Source organism: Actinacidiphila epipremni, from assembly GCF_012034175.1.
GTDB classification, from domain to species: Bacteria; Actinomycetota; Actinomycetes; order Streptomycetales; family Streptomycetaceae; genus Actinacidiphila; species Actinacidiphila epipremni.
On the sequence record NZ_JAATEJ010000033.1, the window covers coordinates 44,734 to 68,629 of the forward strand.

General features: G+C 72.4%; 18 protein-coding genes. 16 read left to right on the forward strand and 2 right to left on the reverse strand.

Annotated elements, in window-relative coordinates:
• Window positions 1-2 precede the first annotated feature (2 nt).
• Genes HCN08_RS30635 through nuoN form a run of 13 tightly spaced genes read left to right on the forward strand, consistent with a single transcriptional unit; the run spans window position 3 to window position 15,580 of the window.
• Window positions 3-557: a NuoB/complex I 20 kDa subunit family protein gene (locus HCN08_RS30635; protein ID WP_167986560.1), complete on the forward strand. Its 555-nt coding sequence runs from the start codon at window positions 3-5 to the stop codon at window positions 555-557.
• Window positions 554-1,285 carry an NADH-quinone oxidoreductase subunit C gene (locus tag HCN08_RS30640; protein WP_167986561.1) on the forward strand — a complete coding sequence of 244 codons (732 nt, stop codon included), beginning with the start codon at window positions 554-556 and terminating at the stop codon, window positions 1,283-1,285. The genes HCN08_RS30635 and HCN08_RS30640 overlap by 4 nt, the downstream gene beginning before the upstream one ends.
• A complete protein-coding gene (locus HCN08_RS30645) occupies window positions 1,282-2,619 on the forward strand; it encodes an NADH-quinone oxidoreductase subunit D (RefSeq protein WP_167986562.1) in 1,338 nt (445 codons plus the stop codon). The genes HCN08_RS30640 and HCN08_RS30645 overlap by 4 nt, the downstream gene beginning before the upstream one ends.
• Entirely contained in the window at window positions 2,616-3,359 is a 744-nt protein-coding gene (gene nuoE / locus HCN08_RS30650) for an NADH-quinone oxidoreductase subunit NuoE (RefSeq protein ID WP_167986563.1), read from the forward strand. The genes HCN08_RS30645 and nuoE overlap by 4 nt, the downstream gene beginning before the upstream one ends.
• Window positions 3,359-4,693 carry an NADH-quinone oxidoreductase subunit NuoF gene (nuoF, locus tag HCN08_RS30655; protein ID WP_167986564.1) on the forward strand — a complete coding sequence of 445 codons (1,335 nt, stop codon included), beginning with the start codon at window positions 3,359-3,361 and terminating at the stop codon, window positions 4,691-4,693. The genes nuoE and nuoF overlap by 1 nt, the downstream gene beginning before the upstream one ends.
• On the forward strand, window positions 4,690-7,185 hold the full coding sequence (locus HCN08_RS30660) for an NADH-quinone oxidoreductase subunit G (RefSeq protein WP_167986565.1): 2,496 nt from the start codon (window positions 4,690-4,692) through the stop codon (window positions 7,183-7,185). The genes nuoF and HCN08_RS30660 overlap by 4 nt, the downstream gene beginning before the upstream one ends.
• Entirely contained in the window at window positions 7,182-8,555 is a 1,374-nt protein-coding gene (gene nuoH, locus HCN08_RS30665; RefSeq protein ID WP_167986566.1) for an NADH-quinone oxidoreductase subunit NuoH, read from the forward strand. Before HCN08_RS30660 ends, nuoH begins: the two co-directional genes overlap by 4 nt.
• Window positions 8,548-9,198 carry an NADH-quinone oxidoreductase subunit NuoI gene (gene nuoI, locus HCN08_RS30670; protein ID WP_167986567.1) on the forward strand — a complete coding sequence of 217 codons (651 nt, stop codon included), beginning with the start codon at window positions 8,548-8,550 and terminating at the stop codon, window positions 9,196-9,198. The genes nuoH and nuoI overlap by 8 nt, the downstream gene beginning before the upstream one ends.
• Window positions 9,195-10,121, forward strand: coding sequence for an NADH-quinone oxidoreductase subunit J (locus HCN08_RS30675; RefSeq protein ID WP_167986568.1), 927 nt, complete (start codon window positions 9,195-9,197; stop codon window positions 10,119-10,121). Before nuoI ends, HCN08_RS30675 begins: the two co-directional genes overlap by 4 nt.
• Window positions 10,118-10,417: an NADH-quinone oxidoreductase subunit NuoK gene (gene nuoK / locus HCN08_RS30680; RefSeq protein WP_033177728.1), complete on the forward strand. Its 300-nt coding sequence runs from the start codon at window positions 10,118-10,120 to the stop codon at window positions 10,415-10,417. The genes HCN08_RS30675 and nuoK overlap by 4 nt, the downstream gene beginning before the upstream one ends.
• A gap of 14 nt (window positions 10,418-10,431) precedes the next feature.
• Window positions 10,432-12,336 carry an NADH-quinone oxidoreductase subunit L gene (gene nuoL / locus HCN08_RS30685; protein ID WP_167986569.1) on the forward strand — a complete coding sequence of 635 codons (1,905 nt, stop codon included), beginning with the start codon at window positions 10,432-10,434 and terminating at the stop codon, window positions 12,334-12,336.
• 2 nt (window positions 12,337-12,338) lie between these two features.
• Entirely contained in the window at window positions 12,339-13,928 is a 1,590-nt protein-coding gene (locus tag HCN08_RS30690; RefSeq protein ID WP_167986570.1) for an NADH-quinone oxidoreductase subunit M, read from the forward strand.
• Complete coding sequence (nuoN, locus tag HCN08_RS30695; RefSeq protein WP_167986571.1) at window positions 13,925-15,580, forward strand: NADH-quinone oxidoreductase subunit NuoN; 1,656 nt, start codon at window positions 13,925-13,927, stop codon at window positions 15,578-15,580. Before HCN08_RS30690 ends, nuoN begins: the two co-directional genes overlap by 4 nt.
• 61 nt (window positions 15,581-15,641) lie before the next feature.
• Here nuoN and HCN08_RS30700 read toward each other — a convergent pair whose 3' ends face one another.
• Window positions 15,642-16,103, reverse strand: coding sequence for a chromosome partitioning protein (locus tag HCN08_RS30700; RefSeq protein ID WP_167986572.1), 462 nt, complete (start codon window positions 16,101-16,103; stop codon window positions 15,642-15,644).
• Between the two features lie 343 nt (window positions 16,104-16,446).
• Here HCN08_RS30700 and HCN08_RS36310 point away from each other — a divergent pair, with 343 nt between their 5' ends.
• Genes HCN08_RS36310 through HCN08_RS30715 form a run of 3 tightly spaced genes read left to right on the forward strand, consistent with a single transcriptional unit; the run spans window position 16,447 to window position 22,779 of the window.
• Window positions 16,447-18,498 (forward strand): VMAP-C domain-containing protein, encoded by a 2,052-nt coding sequence (locus tag HCN08_RS36310; protein ID WP_167986573.1) that lies wholly within the window; start codon window positions 16,447-16,449, stop codon window positions 18,496-18,498.
• Window positions 18,495-19,499 (forward strand): AAA family ATPase, encoded by a 1,005-nt coding sequence (locus tag HCN08_RS30710; protein WP_167986574.1) that lies wholly within the window; start codon window positions 18,495-18,497, stop codon window positions 19,497-19,499. Before HCN08_RS36310 ends, HCN08_RS30710 begins: the two co-directional genes overlap by 4 nt.
• Window positions 19,471-22,779 carry an SAV_2336 N-terminal domain-related protein gene (locus HCN08_RS30715; protein WP_167986575.1) on the forward strand — a complete coding sequence of 1,103 codons (3,309 nt, stop codon included), beginning with the start codon at window positions 19,471-19,473 and terminating at the stop codon, window positions 22,777-22,779. Before HCN08_RS30710 ends, HCN08_RS30715 begins: the two co-directional genes overlap by 29 nt.
• Before the next feature lie 50 nt (window positions 22,780-22,829).
• On the opposite strand, the gene egtD is transcribed toward HCN08_RS30715, so the two are convergent.
• On the reverse strand, window positions 22,830-23,807 hold the full coding sequence (egtD, locus tag HCN08_RS35865; protein WP_167986593.1) for an L-histidine N(alpha)-methyltransferase: 978 nt from the start codon (window positions 23,805-23,807) through the stop codon (window positions 22,830-22,832).
• Between the last annotated feature and the right edge of the window lie 89 nt (window positions 23,808-23,896).

Below are 23,896 nucleotides of genomic sequence, written 5' to 3' on the forward strand. Positions count from 1 at the left end.
CCATGGGTATCGAAGAGAAACTGCCGAGCGGATTCCTGCTCACGACGGTCGAACAGGCGGCCGGCTGGGTACGTAAGGCGTCGGTCTTCCCGGCCACCTTCGGCCTGGCCTGCTGCGCCATCGAGATGATGACGACCGGCGCCGGCCGCTACGACATGGCGCGCTTCGGCATGGAGGTCTTCCGCGGCTCGCCCCGGCAGGCCGACCTGATGATCGTCGCCGGCCGGGTCAGCCAGAAGATGGCCCCGGTGCTGCGCCAGGTCTACGACCAGATGCCGAACCCCAAGTGGGTCATCTCGATGGGCGTGTGCGCCTCCAGCGGCGGGATGTTCAACAACTACGCCATCGTGCAGGGCGTCGACCACGTCGTACCGGTCGACATCTACCTGCCCGGCTGCCCGCCCCGCCCCGAGATGCTGCTCGACGCGATCCTCAAGCTGCACGAGAAGATCCAGGGCGGCAAGCTCGGCGTGAACCGCGAAGCGGCGGCCCGCGAGGCCGAGGAGGCCGCCCGCAAGGCGCTCCCGACCATCGAGATGAAGGGGCTGCTGCGATGAGCGAGTCCACCCCCGCCGCGGACAACGGCGCGGTCCCCGCCCCCCGCGAGCAGGCCCCCGGCGAGGTCATCGGCGTCCGCCGCGGCATGTTCGGCGCCAACAACGGCGGCGACACCTCCGGTTACGGCGGCCTGGTCCGCACCGTCCGGCTGCCCGGCGCGAGCGCCCGGCCGTACGGCGGCAAGGACGGCGTCTTCGACGAGATCGCCGACGAGCTGGAGGGCGCCCTCGAAGAGCTGGGCCTGCCGCCCGCCGAGGCGATCGAGAAGGTCGTCGTCGACCGCGGCGAGATGACGTTCCACATCGCCCGCGAGCACCTGGTGCGGGTCGCGCACACCCTGCGCGACGACCCCGCCCTGCGCTTCGAGCTGTGCACCGGCGTCAGCGGGGTGCACTACCCCGGCGAGTCGGGCCGCGAGCTGCACGCCGTCTACCACCTGCGGTCGATCACCCACGGCCGGCTCATCCGCCTGGAGGTGGGCGTCCCCGACGCCGACCCGCACATCCCGTCGCTGGTGAGCGTGTACCCCACCAACGACTGGCACGAGCGCGAGACGTACGACTTCTTCGGCATCGTCTTCGACGGCCACCCCGCGCTCACCCGGATCATGATGCCGGACGACTGGCCCGGCCACCCGCAGCGCAAGGACTACCCGCTCGGCGGCATCCCCGTCGAGTACAAGGGCGCCCAGATCCCGGCTCCCGACCAGCGGAGGTCGTACTCATGACGAACGGATACGCGTCGCCCCAGCAGGCCGAGGAGCGCGAGACCACCGAGGGCCGGGTCTTCACCGTCACCGGCGGCGACTGGGACGAACTGGCCGACAGCGTCGCCAAGTCCGACGACGAGCGCATCATCGTCAACATGGGGCCGCAGCACCCGTCCACCCACGGTGTGCTCCGCCTCATCCTGGAGATCGACGGCGAGACGGTCACCGAGGCCCGCTCCGGCATCGGCTACCTGCACACCGGCATCGAGAAGAACATGGAATACCGCACCTGGGTGCAGGGCTCCACGTTCGTCACGCGCATGGACTACCTCACGCCGCTGTTCAACGAGACGGCGTACTGCATGGCCGTCGAGAAGCTGCTCGGCATCGAGGACCAGGTCCCCGACCGCGCCACCGTCATCCGGGTGCTGCTCATGGAGCTCAACCGGATCTCCTCCCATCTGGTGTGCATCGCCACCGGCGGCATGGAGCTGGGCGCCACCACGATCATGATCTACGGCTTCCGCGACCGCGAGATGATCCTGGACATCCTGGAGCTCATCACCGGCCTGCGGATGAACCACGCGTACGTCCGCGTCGGCGGCATCGCGCAGGACCTGCCGCCCGGCGCGGTGGACGCGGTGCGGGAGTTCGTGAAGAAGTTCCGCAAGAACCTGCCGGAGTACGACAAGCTCGCCACCGGCAACCCCATCTTCAAGGGCCGCATGCAGGACGTCGGCTACCTCGACCTCACCGGCTGCATGGCGCTCGGCGCGACCGGCCCCGTCCTGCGGGCCGCCGGCCTGCCGCACGACCTGCGCAAGTCCGACCCGTACCTCGGCTACGAGACGTACGACTTCGAGGTGCCGACCGCCGACACCTGCGACTCCTACGGCCGCTTCCTGGTCCGGCTCGCCGAGATGCACGAGTCGCTGCGCATCGTCGAGCAGTGCCTGGACCGGCTCGCGCCCGGCCCGGTCATGGTCGAGGACAAGAAGATCGCCTGGCCCGCGCAACTGGCCCTCGGCCCGGACGGCATGGGCAACAGCCTCGACCACATCAAGAAGATCATGGGCACCTCCATGGAGGCCCTGATCCACCACTTCAAGCTGGTCACCGAGGGCTTCCGGGTGCCGCCCGGGCAGGCGTACGCGGCGGTGGAGTCCGCCAAGGGCGAACTGGGCGTGCACGCGGTCAGCGACGGCGGCACGCGCCCGTACCGCGTGCACTTCCGCGACCCGTCCTTCACCAACCTGCAGTCCATGGCGGCGATGTGCGAGGGCGGCCAGGTCGCCGACGTCATCGTCGCGGTGGCGTCCATCGACCCCGTGATGGGAGGCGTCGACCGATGACCGACGTGTCACTGGGCATCCCCGAGATGCCCGCGCCCGACTACCCGGCCGACGTACGCGCCCGGCTGGAGAGCGACGCGAAGGAGGTGATCGCCCGCTACCCCGGCTCGCGCAGCGCCCTGCTGCCGCTGCTGCACCTGGTGCAGTCCGAGGAAGGCCACGTCACGCGCACCGGCATCCGCTTCTGCGCCGAGATGCTCGACCTCACCACCGCCGAGGTCACCGCGGTCTCGACCTTCTACACGATGTACCGCCGCAAGCCCAGCGGCGACTACCAGGTCGGCGTCTGCACCAACACGCTGTGCGCGGTGATGGGCGGCGACGCCATCTTCGACGAGCTCCAGCAGCACCTCGGCGTCGGCAACGACGAGACCACCGCCGACGGCAAGGTCACGCTGGAGCACATCGAGTGCAACGCGGCCTGCGACTTCGCACCCGTGGTGATGGTCAACTGGGAGTTCTTCGACAACCAGACCCCCGAGTCGGCCAAGGCCCTCGTCGACGACCTCATCGCCGGCCGCGAGGTACGCCCCACCCGCGGCGCCCCGCTGTGCACGTACAAGGAGACCGCGCGGATCCTCGCCGGCTTCCCCGACCAGCGCGAAGGCGCCGTCGAGGCCAGCGGCGGCGCCGGCCCCGCCTCCCTCGCCGGCCTGCGGCTGCACCGCGGCGAGGCCCCGGCGCACACCGTGCCGCAGCAGTCCACCGGATCGGCCGAACCGGCGCAGGAGGGCGAGTGATGACCGTGGAACCGGCCGAGAAACTGCTCGCGCCCGTCCTGTCCGCCTTCTGGGACGACCCGCGCTCATGGACGCTGGAGACCTACCGCCGGCACGACGGCTACCGGGCGCTCACCAAGGCCTTCGCGATGGCGCCCGACGACGTCATCGCCTACGTCAAGGACTCCGGCCTGCGCGGTCGCGGCGGCGCCGGCTTCCCCACCGGCATGAAGTGGCAGTTCATCCCGCAGGGCGACGGCAAGCCGCACTACCTCGTCGTCAACGCCGACGAGTCGGAGCCGGGCACCTGCAAGGACATCCCGCTGCTCTTCGCCAACCCGCACGCGCTCATCGAGGGCATCGTCATCGCGTGCTACGCGATCCGCTCGAACCACGCCTTCATCTACCTCCGCGGGGAGACCGTGCCCGTCCTGCGCCGGCTGCACGAGGCCGTACGCGAGGCGTACGCGGCCGGCTACCTCGGCGCCGACATCCAGGGCAGCGGCTTTGACCTGGAGCTGACCGTGCACGCCGGCGCCGGCGCGTACATCTGCGGCGAGGAGACGGCGCTGCTGGACTCCCTCGAAGGCCGCCGCGGCCAGCCCCGGCTGCGCCCGCCCTTCCCGGCCGTCGAGGGCCTGTACGCCTGCCCCACCGTGGTGAACAACGTCGAGTCCATCGCGTCGGTTCCCGCGATCCTGCAGCGCGGCAAGGAGTGGTTCAAGTCGATGGGCAGCGAGAAGTCCCCGGGCTTCACGCTCTACTCGCTGTCCGGGCACGTCGCCCGGCCCGGCCAGTACGAGGCCCCGCTCGGCATCACGCTGCGGCAGCTGCTCGACATGGGCGGCGGCATGCGCCCCGGCCACCGGCTGAAGTTCTGGACGCCGGGCGGCTCGTCCACCCCGATGTTCACCGACGAGCACCTGGACGTGCCGCTGGACTACGAGGGCGTCGGCGCCGCCGGCTCCATGCTCGGCACCAAGGCCCTCCAGTGCTTCGACGAGACCACCTGCGTGGTGCGGGCGGTCACCCGCTGGACCGAGTTCTACGCCCACGAGTCCTGCGGCAAGTGCACGCCGTGCCGTGAAGGCACCTACTGGCTCGTGCAGTTGATGCGGGACATCGAGGCCGGCAAGGGCTCGCCCGGTGACCTGGACAAGCTCAACGACATCGCCGACAACATCAACGGCAAGTCCTTCTGCGCGCTCGGCGACGGCGCCGCCGCCCCGATCTTCTCCTCCCTCAAGTACTTCCGCGCGGAGTACGAGGAGCACATCGAGCGCAAGGGCTGCCCCTTCGACCCGGCCCGCTCCACCGCCTGGGCCGACAAGTACCGTACGGAGGCCCACGCGTGACCGTCACCACAAGCAACGCGTCCGCCGACGCGGGCCGGCCCGCGGTGCCGCCGGAGGACCTGGTCTCCCTCACCGTCGACGGCATCCCGATCTCGGTGCCCAAGGGCACCCTGGTGATCCGGGCCGCCGAACTGCTCGGCATCGAGGTCCCGCGCTTCTGCGACCACCCGCTGCTGGACCCGGTGGGCGCCTGCCGGCAGTGCATCGTGGAGATCGAGGGCCAGCGCAAGCCCGTCGCGTCCTGCACCATCACCTGCACCGACGGCATGGTCGTGCACACCCAGCTGTCCTCGCCGGTCGCCGGGAAGGCGCAGCGCGGGGTCATGGAGCTGCTGCTGATCAACCACCCGCTGGACTGCCCGGTGTGCGACAAGGGCGGTGAATGCCCGCTGCAGAACCAGGCGATGAGCGTCGGCGACCCCGACACGCGCTTCGAGGGCAGGAAGCGCACCTTCGAAAAGCCGGTGCCGATCTCGGCGCAGGTGCTGCTGGACCGCGAGCGGTGCGTGCTGTGCGCCCGCTGCACCCGGTTCAGCAACCAGATCGCCGGCGACCCGATGATCGAGCTGCTGGAGCGCGGGGCGCTGCAGCAGGTCGGCATCGGCAGCGGCGACCCGTTCGAGTCGTACTTCTCCGGCAACACCATCCAGATCTGCCCGGTGGGCGCGCTCACCTCGGCCGCGTACCGCTTCCGCTCCCGGCCCTTCGACCTGGTGTCGTCGCCGTCGGTGTGCGAGCACTGCGCCGGCGGCTGCGCGACCCGCACCGACCACCGGCGCGGCAAGGTGATGCGCCGGCTCGCGGCCAACGACCCGGAGGTCAACGAGGAGTGGCTGTGCGACAAGGGCCGCTTCGGCTTCCGCTACGCCCAGCGGCCCGACCGGCTCAGCCACCCGCTGGTGCGCGGCGCCGACGGTGAACTGGCCCCGGCCTCCTGGCCCGAGGCGCTGGCCGCCGCGGCAGCCGGGCTGCGGGCCGCGCACGGCCGGGCGGCGGTGCTGCCCGGCGGCCGGCTGACCGTCGAGGACGCCTACGCCTACGCCAAGTTCGCCCGGGTGGTGCTCGGCACCAACGACGTGGACTTCCGGGCCCGGCCGCACTCCGCCGAGGAGGCCGACTTCCTGGCCGCCGCGGTCGCCGGCCGCGGGCTGGACCTGGACGGCACGGGCCTGACCAACAAGGCCCTGGAAGCCGCACCCGCCGTGCTGCTGGCCGGACTTGAGGCCGAGGAGGAGGCCCCCGGCGTCTTCCTGCGGCTGCGCAAGGCCCACCGCAAGCGCGGGCAGCAGGCGTACGCGCTCGCCACCCACGCCACCCGCGGCCTGGAGAAGGCCGGCGGCATCCTGCTGCCGGCCGCGCCCGGCACCGAACCGGAGTGGATGGACGCGCTCGCCGGCGGCGTCGGGCTCGACGAGGCCGGCCGGCAGGCCGCCGACGCGCTGCGTACCGAAGGCGCGGTCATCCTGGTCGGCGAACGCCTCGCCGCCGTCCCCGGCGCCTACACCGCGGCGATCCGGCTGGCCACCGCCACCGGCGCCAGGCTCGCGTGGATCCCGCGCCGGGCCGGCGAGCGCGGCGCGGTCGAGGCGGGCGCGCTGCCCGGGCTGCTGCCCGGCGGCCGGCCGGTCACCGACCCGCGGGCCCGCGACGAGGTCGCCCGGGTGTGGGGCCTGCCGACGCTGCCCGGCCGCTACGGGCGCGACACCGGCGAGATCCTCCAGGCCGCGGCGAGCGGCGAGTTGGGCGCGCTGGTCGTCGGCGGCGTCGAGATCGCCGACCTGCCCGACCCGGCCGCCGCCCGCGCCGCGCTCGACGCGGCCGGCTTCGTCGTCAGCCTGGAGCAGCGGCCGAGCGAGGTCACCGACCGCGCCGACGTGGTGCTGCCGGTCGCCGCGGTCGCCGAGAAGGCCGGCACCTTCCTCAACTGGGAGGGCAGGGTGCGGATGTTCCAGACCGCGATCAAGCCCGACCAGGCCACCACCCGCCACCAGCTGTCCGACGCCCGGGTGCTGACGATGCTCGCCGGCGAACTGGACGTCGCGCTCGGCCTGCCCGACGTACGCGCCGCCCGCGCCGAACTGGACCGGCTCGCCGGATGGTCGGGCGGTTACGCGCCCGCGCCGCTGGAGTCGTCGGTGCCGCTGCCGCGGCCGGAGTCCGGGCAGGCGGTCCTCGCCGGGCACCGGCTGCTGCTGGACCTGGGCCGGCTGCAGGAGGGCGACGACGCACTCGCCGCCACCCGGCACGCCGCCGTGGCCCGGCTGTCCGCCGCGACCGCCGCCGAAGTCGGCGCCGAGGACGGCGCGTTGCTGACCGTGACCGGGCCCGCGGGCGCCACCACGCTGCCGCTGGCCGTCACCCCGATGCCCGACCGCGTGGTCTGGCTGCCGCTCAACTCGGCGGGCTCCGGCGTCGCTTCGGACGTTGGCGCCCGCCCCGGACAGGTCGTCGCGCTCTCGGTCGCCGCGCAGGCCCAGGAGGTCACCTCATGAGCAGCCAACTGGCCGCCACAGCCGAGAACTTGTCGTTCTTCGGCAACGACACCTGGTGGCTGATCCTCCTCAAGGCCGTCTTCTGCTTCGCGTTCGCGATGCTGACGGTGCTGTTCTCCATCGTGTGGGAGCGCAAGGTCGTCGCGTGGATGCAGCTGCGCATCGGCCCCAACCGGCACGGCCCCTGGGGCATGCTCCAGTCGCTCGCCGACGGCGTGAAGCTCATGCTCAAGGAGGACCTCACCGTCAAGCGGGCCGACAAGGTGGTGTTCGTCCTCGCGCCGATCGTCGCCGCGATCCCCGCGTTCATGTCCTTCGCGGTGGTCCCGTTCGGCCCGGCCGACAACGAGGTGTCCATCTTCGGCCAGCGCACCGCGCTGCAGCTCACCGACCTGCCGATCGGCATCCTCTACATCCTGGCGACCGCGTCCGTCGGCATCTACGGCATCGTGCTGGCCGGCTGGTCGTCCGGCTCGACCTACCCGCTGCTCGGCGGCCTGCGCGCGTCGGCCCAGATGATCTCCTACGAGATCGCGATGGGCCTGTCCTTCGCGGCGGTCTTCCTCTACTCCGGGTCGATGTCCACCTCGACCATCGTGCAGGCCCAGCACGACCGCTGGTACATCATCCTGCTGCCGGTGTCGTTCCTGGTCTACATCTGCACGATGATCGGCGAGACCAACCGCGCCCCCTTCGACATGCCCGAGTCCGAGGGCGACCTGGTCGGCGGCTTCAACACCGAGTACAGCTCGATCAAGTTCGCGCTGTTCATGCTCGCCGAGTACGTCAACATGGTGACGGTCTCCGCGGTCGCCACCACCCTCTTCCTCGGCGGCTGGCGCGCCCCCTGGCCCATCAGCACCTTCTGGGAGGGCGCCAACCACGGCTGGTGGCCGATGCTGTGGTTCGTCGTCAAGGTCCAGCTGCTGCTGTTCTTCTTCATCTGGCTGCGCGGCACCCTGCCCCGGGTGCGCTACGACCAGCTGATGAAGGTCGGCTGGAAGATCCTCATCCCGGTCTCCATGGTCTGGCTGATGCTGGTCGCCGCGGTGCGCGCGATGCGCAACGAGGACTACGACTTCACCAAGATCGTGCTGTACGTCGCCGGCGCCGTGCTCGTCCTGCTGCTCGTCTCGCTGCTCGCCGACCTGCTGCGCGAACGCGAGGACAAGTCCAAGCCGGGCGAGGGCGGGCTGCTGGCGCCGCCCGACCGGTTCGACCCGATGGCCGGCGGCTACCCCGTACCGCCGCTGCCCGGGCAGCAGGCGCAGCACGTGCCGCGCCGGCCCAGCCGCGCACAGCCCCAACTCGTCGGAGCATCCGGTCAGGACGCCCCGGAGCAGGAGAAGCAGGAGGACGGCGATGCCTGAGTTCCTCGGCCCGGTCGCAGGCTTCGGCGTGACCTTCAAGGCCATGTTCAAGAAGCGGCTGACCGAGCAGTACCCCGAGTACAAGAAGCCCACCGCGCCCCGGTTCCACGGCCGCCACCAGCTCAACCGGCACCCCGACGGCCTGGAGAAGTGCGTCGGGTGCGAGCTGTGCGCCTGGGCGTGCCCGGCCGACGCGATCTACGTCGAGGGCGCGGACAACACCGACGAGGAGCGCTACTCGCCCGGCGAGCGCTACGGCCGCGTCTACCAGATCAACTACGCCCGCTGCATCCTGTGCGGGCTGTGCATCGAGGCGTGCCCGACCCGCGCGCTGACCATGACCAACGAGTACGAACTGGCCGACCGCACCCGCGAGTCGCTGATCTTCACCAAGGACCAGCTGCTCGCCGGCCTCACCGAGGGCATGGTCGACAGCCCGCACGCGATCTACCCCGGCACCGACGAGGGCGACTACTACCGCGGTGTCGTCACCGAGGCGGCGCCCGGCACGGTCCGCCAGGTCGCCGTCTCCAAGGGCGAGAAGCCCGACGAGACGGTCTCCGACGGCGCCGAGACCGCCGACGACGCCGAGATCTCCGCCCCCGGCGGGGCCGCTCCGGCGGGAACGGGGGCCGAGGCATGAGCGCGACGGTGACGCTCGCGGCGACCGCGTCGCAGACCTCCACCGGCGAGGCCGTGCAGTTCTGGGTGCTCGGCACGGTCGCCGTGCTCGGGGCGCTCGGCACGGTGCTGATGAAGAAGTCCATCCACAGCGCCCTGTCGCTGGCCGGCACGATGATCGTGCTCGCGGTCTTCTACCTGGCGCAGGGCGCGTACTTCCTCGGCATCGTGCAGATCGTCGTCTACACCGGCGCGATCATGATGCTGTTCCTGTTCGTGGTGATGCTGGTCGGCATCACCGCCGCGGACTCGCTCAAGGAGACCCTCAAGGGCCAGCGCTGGATGGCCGCGGTGTGCGGCATCGGCTTCGGCGTGCTGCTCATCGCCGGTATCGCCAACGCCTCGCTGGACACCTTCACCGGCACCGGTGGGGTCAGCGCCGCCGAGGGCGGCAACGTCCAGGGCCTGGCGCACCTGCTGTTCACCAAGTACGTGTGGGCGTTCGAGATCACCGGCGCCCTGCTGATCACCGCGGCGGTCGGCGCGATGGTGCTCACCCACCGGGAGCGCACCGAGGAGCGGCGCACCCAGCGCGAGCTGTCCGAGGCCCGGTTCCGCGAGGGCGGCCACGTCACCCCGCTGCCGGCGCCCGGCACGTACGCCCGGCACAACGCGGTGGACATCCCGGCGCTGCTGCCGGACGGCTCGATCTCCGAGCTGTCGGTCAGCTCCACCCTGCGCGAGCGCGGCCAGATCCGCGACGTGTCGGACGACGCGATGCGGCGGCTGGCCGGCCTGGACCAGAGCGCCCGGCGCTGGCTGGAGCGCGGCGAGGAGGACCGGCCGCCGCTGCCGTCGTCCGCCGGCGCGGCCGAGCCGATCACGACCGGTGCGCCCGGCGCGTCGTCCGCGGACACCGAGCAGGCCGAGGAGGGTGCCAAGTGAATCCGGCCAACTACCTGTACCTGTCGGCGCTGCTGTTCACCATCGGCGCCGCCGGAGTGCTGATCCGGCGCAACGCGATCGTCGTCTTCATGTGCGTCGAGCTGATGCTGAACGCCTGCAACCTGGCGTTTGTCACCTTCTCCCGGCTGCACGGCAACCTCGACGGGCAGGTCATCGCCTTCTTCACGATGGTCGTGGCCGCCGCCGAGGTCGTGGTCGGGCTGGCGATCATCGTGTCGATCTTCCGTTCCCGCCACTCGGCCTCGGTCGACGACGCCAATCTCATGAAGCTGTAGAGGGGCTGCGCGAAGTGGAAACCCTGATCGGACTGCTCGTCGCGGCGCCGCTGCTCGGCGCGGGCGTGCTGCTGACCGGCGGCCGGCGGCTGGACCGCACCGGCCACCTGCTCGGCACGCTGCTCTCGCTGCTGTCCTTCGTCTTCGGCGCGGTCCTGTTCGTCAACATGCTGGGCAAGGACGCCGACCAACGCGCCCTGCACTCCCACCTGTTCACCTGGGTGCCGGTCGACGGCTTCCAGGCCCAGGTCGGCTTCCAGCTCGACCAGCTGTCGATGACGTTCGTGCTGCTGATCACCGGGGTGGGCACGCTCATCCACGTCTACTCGATCGGCTACATGGCGCACGACGAACGCCGCCGCCGCTTCTTCGGCTACCTCAACCTCTTCCTCGCGGCGATGCTCCTGCTGGTGCTCGCCGACAACTACTTCCTGCTGTACGCCGGTTGGGAGGGCGTGGGCCTGGCCTCGTACCTGCTCATCGGGTTCTGGCAGCACAAGCCCAGCGCGGCGACCGCGGCGAAGAAGGCGTTCATCGTCAACCGGGTCGGCGACATCGGCCTGTCGGTGGCGATCATGCTGATGTTCACCACCTTCGGCTCGTTCGCCTTCGCCGACGTGCTGCCCAAGGCGCAGGACGCCTCGGCCACCCAGCACGCCACGGTCACCGGTATCGGCTTCATGCTGCTGCTCGCCGCGTGCGGCAAGTCGGCCCAGGTGCCGCTGCAGTCCTGGCTCGGCGACGCGATGGAGGGCCCGACCCCGGTCTCCGCCCTCATCCACGCCGCCACCATGGTGACCGCGGGCGTCTACCTCATCACCCGCTCCGGGGCGATCTTCAACGCCGCGCCCGACGCGCAGACCGCGGTGGTCACCGTCGGCGCGGTCACGCTGCTGTTCGGTGCGATCGTCGGTTGCGCGAAGGACGACATCAAGAAGGCGCTCGCCGGATCGACGATGTCGCAGATCGGCTACATGATCATGGCAGCCGGCCTCGGCCCGATCGGCTACGTCTTCGCGATCATGCACCTGGTCACCCACGGCTTCTTCAAGGCCGGCCTCTTCCTCGGCGCCGGCTCGGTCATGCACGGCATGAACGACGAGGTCGACATGCGCCGCTACGGCGGCCTGCGCAAATACATGCCGATCACCTTCATCACCTTCGGCCTCGGCTACCTGGCGATCATCGGCTTCCCGGGCCTGTCCGGCTTCTTCTCCAAGGACAAGATCATCGAGGCCGCCTACGCCAAGGGCGGCACCGAGGGCTGGATCCTCGGCAGCGCGGCCCTGCTGGGCGCGGCGATCACCGCGTTCTACATGACCCGCGTGATGCTCATGACGTTCTTCGGCGAGAAGCGCTGGCAGCCGGACGCCGAGGGCCATGAGCCGCACCCGCACGAGTCGCCGTCCTCGATGACCATCCCCATGATCATCCTGGCCTTCGGCTCGGTCTTCGCCGGTGCGCTCTTCAGCCTCAACTCCCGCTTCGTGCACTGGCTGGAGCCGGTCACCGGCCACAGCGAGGGCGACTCCCCGGTCAGCGCCGGCACCGTCACCGCCGCGACCATGGTGTGCCTGGTCATCGGCGTCGGCATCGCCTGGCTGATGTACGGGCGCCGGTCCGTCCCTGCGGTCGCGCCGCGCGGCTCGCTGCTGACCCGGGCGGCCCGCCGCGACCTGCTCCAGGACGACTTCAACCACGTCGTGCTGGTCCGCGGCGGCGAGCACCTGACCCGCACGCTGGTCTACCTCGACCACTCCCTGGTCGACGGCGTCGTCAACGGCACCGCCGCCTCCGTCGGCGGCCTGTCCGGGCGGCTCCGCAAGCTGCAGAACGGCTACGTGCGCTCGTACGCCGTCTCGATGCTCGGCGGCACCGCGGTGCTGGTGGCCGCGACTCTTCTGATGAGGGCGGTCTGACGATGTCCTTTCCCCTTCTGACCGTGACGGCCGTGGTGCCGGCCGCCGGCGCGGTCATCACCGCGGCGGTGCCGGCGGCACGGAAGACCGCCGCCAAATACACGGCCCTGCTCTTCTCGCTCGCCACGCTCGTGCTCGCGATCGTCGCCCTGGTCCGCTTCGACCCGGACGGCGACCGCTACCAGCTCACCGAATCGCACGCCTGGATCAAGGACTTCGGGCTGCGCTACGAACTGGGCGTCGACGGCATCGCGGTGACCCTCATCGCGCTGACCGCGCTGCTCATCCCGTTCGTGATGCTCGCCGGCTGGCACGACGCCGACCCGCTGGAGGACACCAACCGGCGCTGGCGGCCCACGCAGGGCTTCTTCGCGCTGATCCTGCTCGTCGAGGCCATGGTGGTGCTCTCCTTCGAGGCCACCGACGTCTTCCTCTTCTACATCTTCTTCGAAGCCATGCTCATCCCGATGTACTTCCTCATCGGCGGCTTCGGCGACCGCGCCCACGCGGGCGGCGAGGAGGAGGCCGCGCGCCAACGCTCGTACGCGGCGGTGAAGTTCCTGCTCTACAACCTCGCCGGCGGCCTGATCATGCTGGCCGCGGTCATCGGCCTGTACACCGTGACCGCCGACCAGCTCGGCACCGGCACCTTCTCCCTCCAGGAGATCCTCGCCGCCCGCGGCGCCGGCAAGCTCGACATCGCCACCGACACCGAACGCTGGCTGTTCCTCGGCTTCTTCTTCGCCTTCGCCGTCAAGGCCCCGCTGTGGCCGCTGCACACATGGCTGCCCAACGCGATGGGCGAGTCCACCGCGCCGGTCGCCGTGCTGATCACCGCGGTCGTCGACAAGGTCGGCACCTTCGCGATGCTGCGCTTCTGCCTCCAGCTGTTCCCCGACGCGTCCAAGTGGGCCACGCCGGTGATCCTGGTGCTCGCGGTGATCAGCATCATCTACGGGGCGCTGCTCGCCGTCGGCCAGCGCGACATCAAGCGGCTGATCGCCTACGCGTCCGTGTCGCACTTCGGCTTCATCATCCTGGGCATCTTCGCGATGACCAGCCAGGGCCAGTCCGGCGCCACGCTCTACATGGTCAACCACGGCATCTCCACCGCCGCGCTGATGCTGGTCGCCGGCTTCCTCATCACCCGCCGCGGCTCGCGCCTGATCGCCGACTTCGGCGGTGTGCAGAAGGTCGCCCCGGTGCTCGCCGGCACCTTCCTGATCGGCGGCCTCGCGACCCTGTCGCTGCCGGGCCTCGCGCCCTTCGTCAGTGAATTCCTGGTCCTGGTCGGCACGTTCAGCCGCTACCCGGTGCTCGGCATCATCGCCACCCTCGGCATCGTGCTCGCCGCGCTCTACGTGCTGGTGCTCTACCAGCGCACGATGACCGGCCCGGTCAAGGCCGGCATCGAGGGCATGGCCGACCTCAAGGCACGCGAACTGCTCGTCGTCGCCCCGCTGATCGCCCTGCTGCTGTTCCTCGGCGTCTATCCCAAGCCGATCACCGACATCGTCAACCCGTCGGTGCACCACACGCTCTCCGACGTGCACAAGACCGACCCCAAGCCCGCGCTGGAGGCGAAGAAGTGAGCGCATCCCTCACCGGGACGGCCGTCCACAGCCTGTGGACGGTGGCGGCACCCGCCGACAAGTTCCCCGCCCCGCACATCGAGTACGCCCAGCTCTCCCCGGTCCTGATCGTCTTCGGGATCGCGGCGCTCGGCGTGCTGGTCGAGGCGTTCGTGCCCCGGAAGAACCGCTACACCGCCCAGGTCGCCGTCGCCGCGGTCGGCCTGGCCGCGGCCTTCGCCGCGACCGTCGCGCTCGCCGAGAAGGGCTACGGCACCACCAAGGCCCACATCGCGGCCATGGGCGCGGTCGCCGTCGACGGCCCGGCCCTCTTCCTCCAGGGCACGATCCTGCTGGTCGGCCTGGTCGCGCTGTTCACCTTCGCCGAGCGCCGGCTCGACCCCCGCGCACACGGCAGCCGCGTCGACTCCTTCGCCGCCCAGGGCTCCGCGATCCCCGGCAGCGAGCAGGAACAGGCCGCGGTGCGGGCCGGCTTCACCAGCACCGAGGTCTTCCCGCTGCTGATGTTCGCCATCGGCGGCATGCTCGTCTTCCCGGCCGCCAACGACCTGCTGACGCTGTTCGTGGCGCTGGAGGTCTTCTCGCTGCCGCTGTACATCCTGTGCGCGCTGGCCCGCCGCAACCGCCTGATGTCCCAGGAGGCCGCGGTCAAGTACTTCCTGCTGGGCGCCTTCTCCTCGGCCTTCCTGCTGTTCGGCATCGCCCTGCTGTACGGCTACGCCGGCACGGTCTCGTACGCCGGCATCGCCTCCGTCGTCGACGGCACCGCCCCGATGACCCCGGCGCTCGCCGACACCACCGGCAACGACGCGCTGCTGCTCATCGGCCTGGCGATGGTCGCGATGGGCCTGCTGTTCAAGGTCGGCGCGGTGCCCTTCCACATGTGGACCCCCGACGTCTACCAGGGCGCCCCGACGCCCGTCACCGGCTTCATGGCCTCCGCCACCAAGGTCGCCGCCTTCGGCGCGCTGCTGCGGCTGCTGTACGTCGTCCTGCCCGGCATGCGCTGGGACTGGCGGCCGGTCATGTGGGGCGTGGCGATCGTGACCATGCTGGCCGGCGCGGTCATCGCCGTGACGCAGACCGACGTCAAGCGGCTGCTGGCGTACTCCTCGATCGCGCACGCCGGCTTCATCCTCGCCGGCGTCATCGCGACCACGCCGTCCGGCATCTCGTCGGTGCTCTTCTACCTCGCCGCCTACTCCTTCGTGACGCTCGGCGCCTTCGCCGTCGTCACCCTGGTGCGCGACGCGGGCGGCGAGGCGACGCACCTGTCCCGCTGGGCGGGCCTCGGCCGGCGCTCCCCGCTGGTCGCGGCGGTCTTCGCGGTCTTCCTGCTCGCCTTCGCCGGCATCCCGCTGACGTCCGGCTTCGCGGGGAAGTTCGCGGTCTTCAAGGCCGCCTCCGAGGGCGGCGCGATGCCGCTGGTCATCGTCGGCGTGATCTCGTCGGCGATCGCGGCGTTCTTCTACATCCGGGTGATCGTGCTGATGTTCTTCAGCGAGCCCCGCCCGGACGGCCCCACGGTGGCGGTCCCCTCCGCCCTGACGTCCACGGCGATCGCCCTCGGCGTCGCCGTCACGCTGGTCCTGGGCCTGGCACCCCAGTACTTCCTGGACCTGGCCGACAAGGCGGGCGTCTTCGTCCGCTGAGCCCATCACACCGCGGGGTGCCGGCCGCTTTTCGGGCCCGGCACCCCGCGGTGCGTCGTTCTCAGGTCGCAGTCGGCTTCGGGGGAGCGTTGAAGTGCACGTCCCCCATCTGCAAGGCGGCCATGGAACCATCCTCGGCCTTGATGTCGACGTTGCCGCCCACCACGATCCCCTTGCCCGTGGCGACAAGCGGCCCGTGCTGCGCCTCCGCCGCCTGGGCGGCCTCGACCGCCTCCGCCAACTGCGCGGCGAACCCGTCGTCGCGCCTGGCCTCGTCCTCCAGGGTCAGTTGCAGCAACTGGCGATTGGCGGGCGACAGCTCCGCCGCCCCGGACTGTGCCTCCTCCTCGACGCGGGCCAGCGCCCGCTCACCCCCCAGCCGCGCGGTCACCACGTCATAGACCCGCTCGACGGTCGCGTCCAACGCCTCGTCCACCAGCTGATCAGCCGGCCCCGCCACCCGCCGCAACTTGCGCACCGCCCACGCGAACACGTACCCGACAGCGATCTCCGCACCGAACACCCTTGCCCCCTTTGCGGGTTGACGTCCCGCTTAGGGAGAACGCTACCCGGCCCCATCGGGTTCCAGGGCGGCGTCACCCCACCCGGTTCCAGGGGACGGCGTCACCCAGCGCAGAAGGCACCCGCCACCCACCCACCGTCACAGGTTGGACGGACAGAAGGGGAGGATCCGGGGGGTGCCCCCGCAGGACTGCGCACGCAGGACGGCACCGGATACGCAAGACGTCATGTGCGCAGTCCGAGGAGGTACCCCCCGGAGCGTCCCCGACCCCACCCCCGTCGCCACGCCCCACCTTGAACGAACTCACGGAGCCCGGGGGCCGGTTCTGGCACAGTGGAGCCCCATGGGGGATCCGGATGCGCCCGTGCTCGACGCGTGGGTGTCGGTGTACGGAGCCGGAGCCGAGGTGCCCGCCGGTGCGGGCGTCGTCGTCGCGCCCGGCGTCGTGCTCACCTGCGCGCATGTCGTCAACCTCGCGCTCGGACGCCTGGAGTTCGCCGCCGCCGAGCCCACCGAGACCGACCTGGACGGCGTCCTGCTCACCCTCCCCGCGCTCCCCGGCGCCGCGTACCGCCCGGAGCTGCTGCGCTGGGAGGCCCCCCGACTGGGCGCCAGGCCCGGCCCCTGGGAGGGCGACCTCGCGCTGCTGCGGCTCCCCCCGGGCGCCCCGGCGGTCACGCCGGTACGCGTCGGCGACGCGCCGCTCGGCGGCAAGGCATGGGCCTGGTACGCCAACGGCGACGAACGCAGCGTCGTCGACGTCCTGGTGCAGAAGCCCCTCGGCCCCTGGCTGCTGCTCGACCCCGGCAGCGCCCGGCTCGCGGTGCGCCGCGGCTACAGCGGAGGCCCCCTGTGGGACTCCGCGTCCCGCACCCTCATCGGCGTCATGGTCAGCGTCGAGCCCGACTTCCCCCGCTACTACGCGATCGGCCCCGACCCCGTCCGCGCCCTGCTCACCGCCGCCGGCCTCACCCCACCCGCCCCGTCCACCCTGTCCACCCCACCCGACCCGCGGCGCAACCTGCTGCACAGCCGCCTCACCGGCGCCCTGACCACCCTGGACGCCGAGCGGCACACCCGCGGCAGCGTCCGGCTGTCGTGGGCGCTCGGCCTCCCGCACGACCCCCACCGCTCCCGCCAGGACACCGTCACCGCCGCCCTCGCCCACCCGCGCGGCCTGCCCGCCCTCCGGGACGCCTTCACCGACCCCGCCGCCCCCGAAGGCGACTACGTCGAGCGCGAGTTGACCTCCGCCGTGCTGCGCGCCCGCCCCGTACGGCTGCTCGGACCGCACGACCACGCCCACCTCACCGCGCTGCTCGCCGCCGTGGCCCTGCCGGAGCTGCTGGCCGCCGCCCGCGCCGCCGTACCGTATCTGCCGCTGTACGCCGACCGCGTGCCCGACACCGCCGCGCTGCTGGACCAGTTGGAGGACCGGGCCGCCGATCCCGGGGTGATGCCGCCGCTGCTCCAGGTCGTGGAGGAGGCCGCGGCAGCCCGCCCCGACGTGCGCGAGGACCTGCGCGAGTGGAGCGGGCGGGTCGCGGAGCGGCTGCGGGTGCGGCCCGGTGCGCTGGAGCAGGTCAGGGCCGACGCCAAGGCCCGCGCGCACGGGCGTTCTGCGACCCGGCCGGTGGTGCGGGTGTGGCTGTGGGAGCGCGGCAGGGACGCCTTCAGCTACGTCATCCGGCTCTACGACGGCGACGACCGCCCGCTGCACACCTGGTCCGCCGTGGACGTCCCCCGCGGCCACGACGAGCTGTGCCGCGAACTGTCCGACGCCGTACGGATGCTGGCCGACCAGGGCGACAACGCGGGCGTGGAGTTCCTGCTGGAGCACGGCTCGTTCGGGCTGCCCTTCGACCGCTGGCCCCTCCCCGTCCCCGACCTGCGCCCGCGGCTGCTCGGCGCCGACCACGTCGTCGTCCTGCGCGGCCAGCGGCAGCCCTCCCGCGGGCCCTGGGAGCGGCGCTGGGGCAGCCTCGGCTCGCCGGCGAAGGTCGTCGGCGACGCCGACAGCGCCGACGACCTGCTCGGCGCGAACCTCGACGCCGCCCTCGTCGTCGCGGACTGCGCGCCCGCCGAGGTCGATCCCGTCGTCCGGCTGTGCCGCCACCACGGCGTCCCCGTCGTGCTGTGGCACCGGCACGGCGAGGGCGGCGCCGAGGCGCTGCTCGGCCTCGTCGGCGACGACTGGCGGCACTCGCTGCGCGAGGAGGTCCGGCTGCGCCGCCTCAAGGCCCGGCACGACGAGCGCATGCTCGGCGCGCACCTCGCCCTGCTGTGGGAGGACCCGCGCTGGGATCCGCGCACCGCGGGCCTCAGCGAACCCGTACCGCGCGACCGGCCGACCACGCACGACCCCCACGTGACGACGAAAGGCGGAGCCCAGTGACCGGCGAGCCCACCGAGCCGCGGACGGAACGCCTCTTCCGGGGCACGGGGGAGCACTACCCCGACGATGTCGCGCTGCCCGAACCGCCGCCCTGGCGCCGCCCCCGCCCGGACGGCACCGCACGCGCCGAACGCCCCTACCTCATCGGCCCGGAGCAGGTCGAGGTCGTCAACGCGGCGCTGCGGCTGCGCCGTCCGCTGCTCGTGACCGGCAACCCCGGCACCGGCAAGTCCTCGCTCGCCTACGCCGTCGCCGACGAACTCGGCCTCGGGCCGGTGCTGGTGTGGCCGGTCAACACCCGCTCCACGCTCACCGACGCGCTCTACCGCTACGACGCGATCGGCCGGCTGCGCGGCGAGGCCCCGGCGCCCGGCGCCGACCACGAGCCCAACGCCTCCGCCGGGGTGGGCAGTTACGTCCGCCTCGGGCCGCTCGGCACCGCGCTGGCCACCCGGCACGAGGGTCGGCCGCGGCTGCTGCTCATCGACGAGCTCGACAAGAGCGACGTCGACCTGCCCAACGACCTCCTCCACGTCCTGGAGGAAGGGGAGTTCACCATCCCCGAACTGGCCCGGCTGCCCGAGAGCCCGGACGGCGTCGCCGTCTTCACCGAGGGCTCGCAGGAGCGCGTCACCGTCCACCGCGGCACCGTGCGCTGCGCCGACTTCCCGTTCGTCGTCATCACCAGCAACGGCGAACGCGAGTTCCCGCCCGCCTTCCTGCGCCGCTGCGTCCGCCTCGAACTGCCCGACCCCGGACGGCAGCAGCTCCAGGACATCGTGCGGGCCCACTTCGCCGAGGCCGGCCCCGACGTCCTGGCCGAGCACTGGCCCAAGGTGTGCGAGCTCATCGAGTCCTTCGTCGTCCGCCGCGACCTCGGCGGCCTGGCCACCGACCAACTCCTGCACGCCGTGCACCTGTTGCGCCAGGGCGTCCAGCCCGACGCCCGCCATCTGCGGGAGGCGGTGCTGCGTGAACTCCGCGACGGGGGCGGGCGGTGAGCCCGGGCGAGGCCGCCGCCCGCACCTCGCCGCCGACTCGCTGCCCCGGCTGCGGGCCGCCCTCGCCGGAGCCGGACTCGACCTGACGCCGGGGGAGTTGGCAGACGCACTGTGGCTGGCCCTGGCCGCCCGGCAGCCGGAGCAGGCCGCGCCCGTACCGGAGGCGGTGGAGCAGCAGCCCGCCGTACGGGCCGCCGGGCCGCACCCGCCGCCCGACTCCGGGCCCGAGGCCGCGGAACCGCCCGAAGCCGCCGCCTACGACGGGCCCGACGACCCGGAGCCCGCGCCGGCCCCGGGCCGCAGCCCGGCCCGTACGCCACCCGGCGAGGCCGCCCGGCCCGGCGGCGTCTACGGCCCGTCGCCCGCGCCCTTCCGGCACTCCGTCTACGCCCTCACCGACACCCGGCCCGGCACCGGAGCCGCCGCCGTCCGCGTGCCCGGCGTGCCCGGCCTCCCCAACCCCCTCGCTCTCGTACGGGCGTTGCGCCCGCTCAAGCGCCGGGTGTCCTCCCTGCACCGCTTCGAGCTCGACGAGGCCGCGACCGCCGAGACCATCGCCGACACCGGCGGCACCGACATCGTCCTACGCCCCGAACGGGCCCGCTGGCTCGACCTCGTCCTCGCCGTCGACGACGGCCTCGCGCTGCGCGTCTGGCAGGACACCCTCGCCGAACTCACCCGCGTCCTCGGCACATCCGGCATCTTCCGCACCGTCCGCCGGGTCGGCTTCGCCTCCACCGCGGTCAACTCCGCCGTCGTGGACGGCAACCGCACCGCCGTCCTCGCCGTCACCGACGGCGTCGGCCCCGCCTGGCGCACCGGCGCCGCCCACCGCACCCTCGCCGCCTGGGCCCGCAAGGCCCCCACCGCCGTACTCCAGCCCCTCCCCCTGCGCCTGTGGTCCGGCACCGCGCTGCCCGCGGAGAGGCTACGGGTCCGCACGAACCGTCCCGCCCCGGCCAACCCGGCGCTGCGCGCCTACGACCCCTGGCTCCCACCGCACTTGGCGACACCCCTGCAACTTCCGGTGCCGGTGCTGGAGTTGGGCGACTGGTCGCTCGGCCCCTGGGCCGCGCTGATCGCCTCGCACGGCGGCAGCGCCACGCTCCACGTCGTGGACGCCGCCGCGCCGCCCGTACACACCGCCCAACCGCCGCCGCCCGGCGCCAAGTCCGGCCCCGCCGCCACCAAGCGGCTGCTCGCCTTCCAGGAGACCGTCAGCCCCGAGGCGTACGAACTCGCCGCGCACCTCGCCTCGGTGGACCCCCTCACTCTCCCCGTCATGCGCGTCGTCCAGGCCGCCGCACTCCCCGGCAGCAGTCCCTCGTGCCTCGCCGAGGTGCTGCTGAGCGGCCTGATGCGGCTCGACGAACCGCTCGCCGGCTTCGACGTCTTCACCTTCGACCCCGAGGTGCGGCACCTCCTGCGCATGGTCGTCCCGGCGACCAGCGCCCGCCGCACGATCGACGCGGTGACCGACTTCATCACCCCGCGCCTGGGCCGCTCCCTCGACTTCCCGGCCGTCATCGCCTCCCGCACGGGCACGCTGCCGCTGCCGCGGGGCGGTTCGCCGTTCGCCGAGGTGGCGCTCGCCGCGCCGGGGACGGCGCCCGGGCCCGACGCGGTGGGGCCGCCGCACCCGGCGAAGGAGTACGTGGTCGGGGTGCATACTCCTGCCGGTGAGGTCACGACCGGCTACCTGGTCGCGGACGGCCTGGTCCTGACCGCGGACATGGGCGACCCGGCTCACAACGAACTCCGGACGTCGGTGGTGGAGTTCGCCGACTCCAGCCGTGCGAACGCCACGTTGGTGTCGGAGTCCGGCGACGCCCTGCTGTACCGCCTCGTCGGGCCGACCGCCGACCGTCCGCGCGTGGCCTCCTTGAGCTGGGGCCATGTCGCAGCCGAGGACGCCTCCTACGCCGTGACGGCGGCGATCATGGCGACCTATACCGAATCCGTCCTTCCGGTGCCGCCGCAGACCTCTCCGCGCATCGAACGCACCACCGTGCGGGCGGAGTCCACCGAGCTGACCATCAGCCACGGCGACGCCCCGCCCACGCCGGTGCGCCACGTCACGCACTACCTCGGCCCGCTCGGCGTGAGCGTCCTGGGATGCGGTGCCGCCATCTTCGACGGCGACACGCTGTGCGGCCTCGTCACCCTCACCCGCGACCCGACCGACAGCTACGACCGCGCGATCGACCTCGTCGTCACCCCCGTGACCTCCTTCGCCCTGGCCCCCGGCTTCTACGACGCGATCGGCACCCCGGAGATCGACTGGTTCCGCCCCGGCGAACTTCTCCCGGACCCGGACCCGGCCCCCGCGCCACGCCCCGAGGCGGCGCAGGGCGGCGTCCCCGCCCCGCCGGTCGGCCCGCCGCTCGGGACCTTCCCTCCGCTCGCCCCGCCGCCCGCGGCCCCCGCGCCGAGCGGTCGGCCGCAGCCCGCGGCGTGGGAGCCCGAGGAGATCCGCGCGCAGCTCATGGAGCTGCTGCTGTGGCTGCGGGAGGAGGTGTCCTTCGACATCCTCGAAACGCTGTGGCCGCCCGAACTGCTCGCCAGGACGCTGGGATCGCTGCACAGCGGCGGCACCGCCCGGGTGAACTGGACGCGCCGCTACGTCAGCCTCACGTCGGTGTCATGGAACCCGGTGGGCAACAGCGACCCCGGGGGGCGGGCCCTCGCGGAGCGCGCGCTGCTGGCCGCGTACGAGGAGGAGGAGTCGGTCTCGCCGCGCCGCGGCAGCGTCGACGAGGACCGACTCGCCGCGCACGTATTGAAGTTGGCGGACAGGATCCGGCCCGAGGACGACAACGCCGACGACGCCCGGCTCTACTCCCGCGCCGGCCGCCACCTGTTGCGTACCGACGACGCCCCGACCGGGGTGGGCCTGTGCGAACGGGCGCTGTCCTACGTCGAGTTGCGGCACCCTCCGGACTTCCCCGTCGTCGGCCTGCTGGCGGTGGACTCGCGGGCAGCGCTCGCGGATGCGACCGTACCGGAGTCGGGCCTGCGCGCCTTCCTGGCCCTGTCACCCGAGACCGTGGCCGCGTACCGGCCGCCCGGGGTCACCGACGGCGAGCGAATGGTGCGGATACACCGGGAGTTGACGCAGGCCGAGCCGCTGCGGCGGGCCCTCGACAGCGAGGCCCTGCCCGTCTACCAGCGGGCCCTCGCGTGGTGCACGAGCAACCTCGGGCGCGGCCATCTGCTCACCGAGCACCTGCTGGACGTCGTCACCACCCTCGGCCGCCGCGGCCGTCCCTCCACCAGCTGAGGGGGCGCGGGGGTCCAGCCCCCGCGCCCCCAAAGCCAGCCCGGCAAAGGCTAGTTCGGCACCGCCATCAGCAGCGCGAACCGCTCCTCCGGGTCCGTCCACCACTGCCGTACCGTGAAGCCCCCGGCGTGCAGCTCCGCCGTCAGCGACTCGCGGCGGAACTTGCACGACAGCTCCGTGCGCACCTCCTCGCCCGCGTCCAGCGACAGGCTCAGGTCCAGTTCCGGGATCTTCACCGTCTGCGCCGCGCGCGAGCGCAACCGCATCTCGATGCGCTCCTGCTCGGCGTTCCACACCGCCACGTGGTCGAAGGCGTCCACGTCGAAGTCGGCGCCCAGCTCCCGGTTGAGCACGTGCAGGACGTTCTTGTCGAACTCCGCGGTGACGCCCTGCTCGTCGTCGTACGCCCGCACCAGCACCCGCGGGTCCTTGACCAGGTCCGCGCCGAGGAGCAGCACGTCGTCGCTGGTGAGGGAGAGGGCCAGCATGCGGTAGAAGGCCTGCCGCTGGGCCGGGTCGAAGTTGCCGATCGTGCTGCCGAGGAAGGCCAGCAGGCGCGGCCCGGGCTCGTCGGACAGCGGCAGCCCGGCCTCGAAGTCGGCGACGGTCGCGGTGACTTCCAGGCCCGGGTAGTCGCGGCAGATCGCCTCCCCGGCCTCCGCGAGGGCCGCTCCGCTCACGTCGAGAGGCGCGTACCGGCGCAATGTGCCGCCGGCGGTGAGGGCGTCCAGCAGCAGCCGGGTCTTGCGGGAGGAGCCCGAGCCCAGCTCGACGAGGGTGGCCGCCCGGGTGAGCGCGGCGATCTCGGGGGCGCGCCGGACCAGGATCTCCTGCTCGGCCCGGGTCGGGTAGTACTCGGGCAGCCGGGTGATCTCCTCGAACAGGTCGCTGCCGCGCTTGTCGTAGAACCACTTGGGCGGCAGGGTCCGCGGCCGTTCGGCCAGGCCCGCGCGGACGTCGGCGTGCAGGGAGTCGGTGAAGTAGCCGGCGGGCAGCCGGTCGTCGAGGGTGAAGCGGCTCTCGGCCATACGGTGTCGCTCCTTGCGGTCCTTGCTCTCCTGACGGGCGTCCGTGCGGGCGCCCGTGCGGTCGGCCGGCCCCGGGGGGCGCAGCGCGA

What these genes read in the sequence shown, in the direction of transcription:
- nuoH (WP_167986566.1), top strand. Translation starts at nt 7,182, where the DNA reads ATGAGCAGCCAACTGGCCGCCACAGCCGAGAACTTGTCGTTCTTCGGC.
- nuoF (WP_167986564.1), top strand. Translation starts at nt 3,359, where the DNA reads ATGACCGTGGAACCGGCCGAGAAACTGCTCGCGCCCGTCCTGTCCGCC.
- nuoE (WP_167986563.1), top strand. Translation starts at nt 2,616, where the DNA reads ATGACCGACGTGTCACTGGGCATCCCCGAGATGCCCGCGCCCGACTAC.
- HCN08_RS30635 (WP_167986560.1), top strand. Translation starts at nt 3, where the DNA reads ATGGGTATCGAAGAGAAACTGCCGAGCGGATTCCTGCTCACGACGGTC.
- HCN08_RS30645 (WP_167986562.1), top strand. Translation starts at nt 1,282, where the DNA reads ATGACGAACGGATACGCGTCGCCCCAGCAGGCCGAGGAGCGCGAGACC.
- HCN08_RS30675 (WP_167986568.1), top strand. Translation starts at nt 9,195, where the DNA reads ATGAGCGCGACGGTGACGCTCGCGGCGACCGCGTCGCAGACCTCCACC.
- HCN08_RS30690 (WP_167986570.1), top strand. Translation starts at nt 12,339, where the DNA reads ATGTCCTTTCCCCTTCTGACCGTGACGGCCGTGGTGCCGGCCGCCGGC.
- HCN08_RS30640 (WP_167986561.1), top strand. Translation starts at nt 554, where the DNA reads ATGAGCGAGTCCACCCCCGCCGCGGACAACGGCGCGGTCCCCGCCCCC.
- nuoI (WP_167986567.1), top strand. Translation starts at nt 8,548, where the DNA reads ATGCCTGAGTTCCTCGGCCCGGTCGCAGGCTTCGGCGTGACCTTCAAG.
- HCN08_RS36310 (WP_167986573.1), top strand. Translation starts at nt 16,447, where the DNA reads ATGGGGGATCCGGATGCGCCCGTGCTCGACGCGTGGGTGTCGGTGTAC.
- egtD (WP_167986593.1), bottom strand. Translation starts at nt 23,807, where the DNA reads ATGGCCGAGAGCCGCTTCACCCTCGACGACCGGCTGCCCGCCGGCTAC.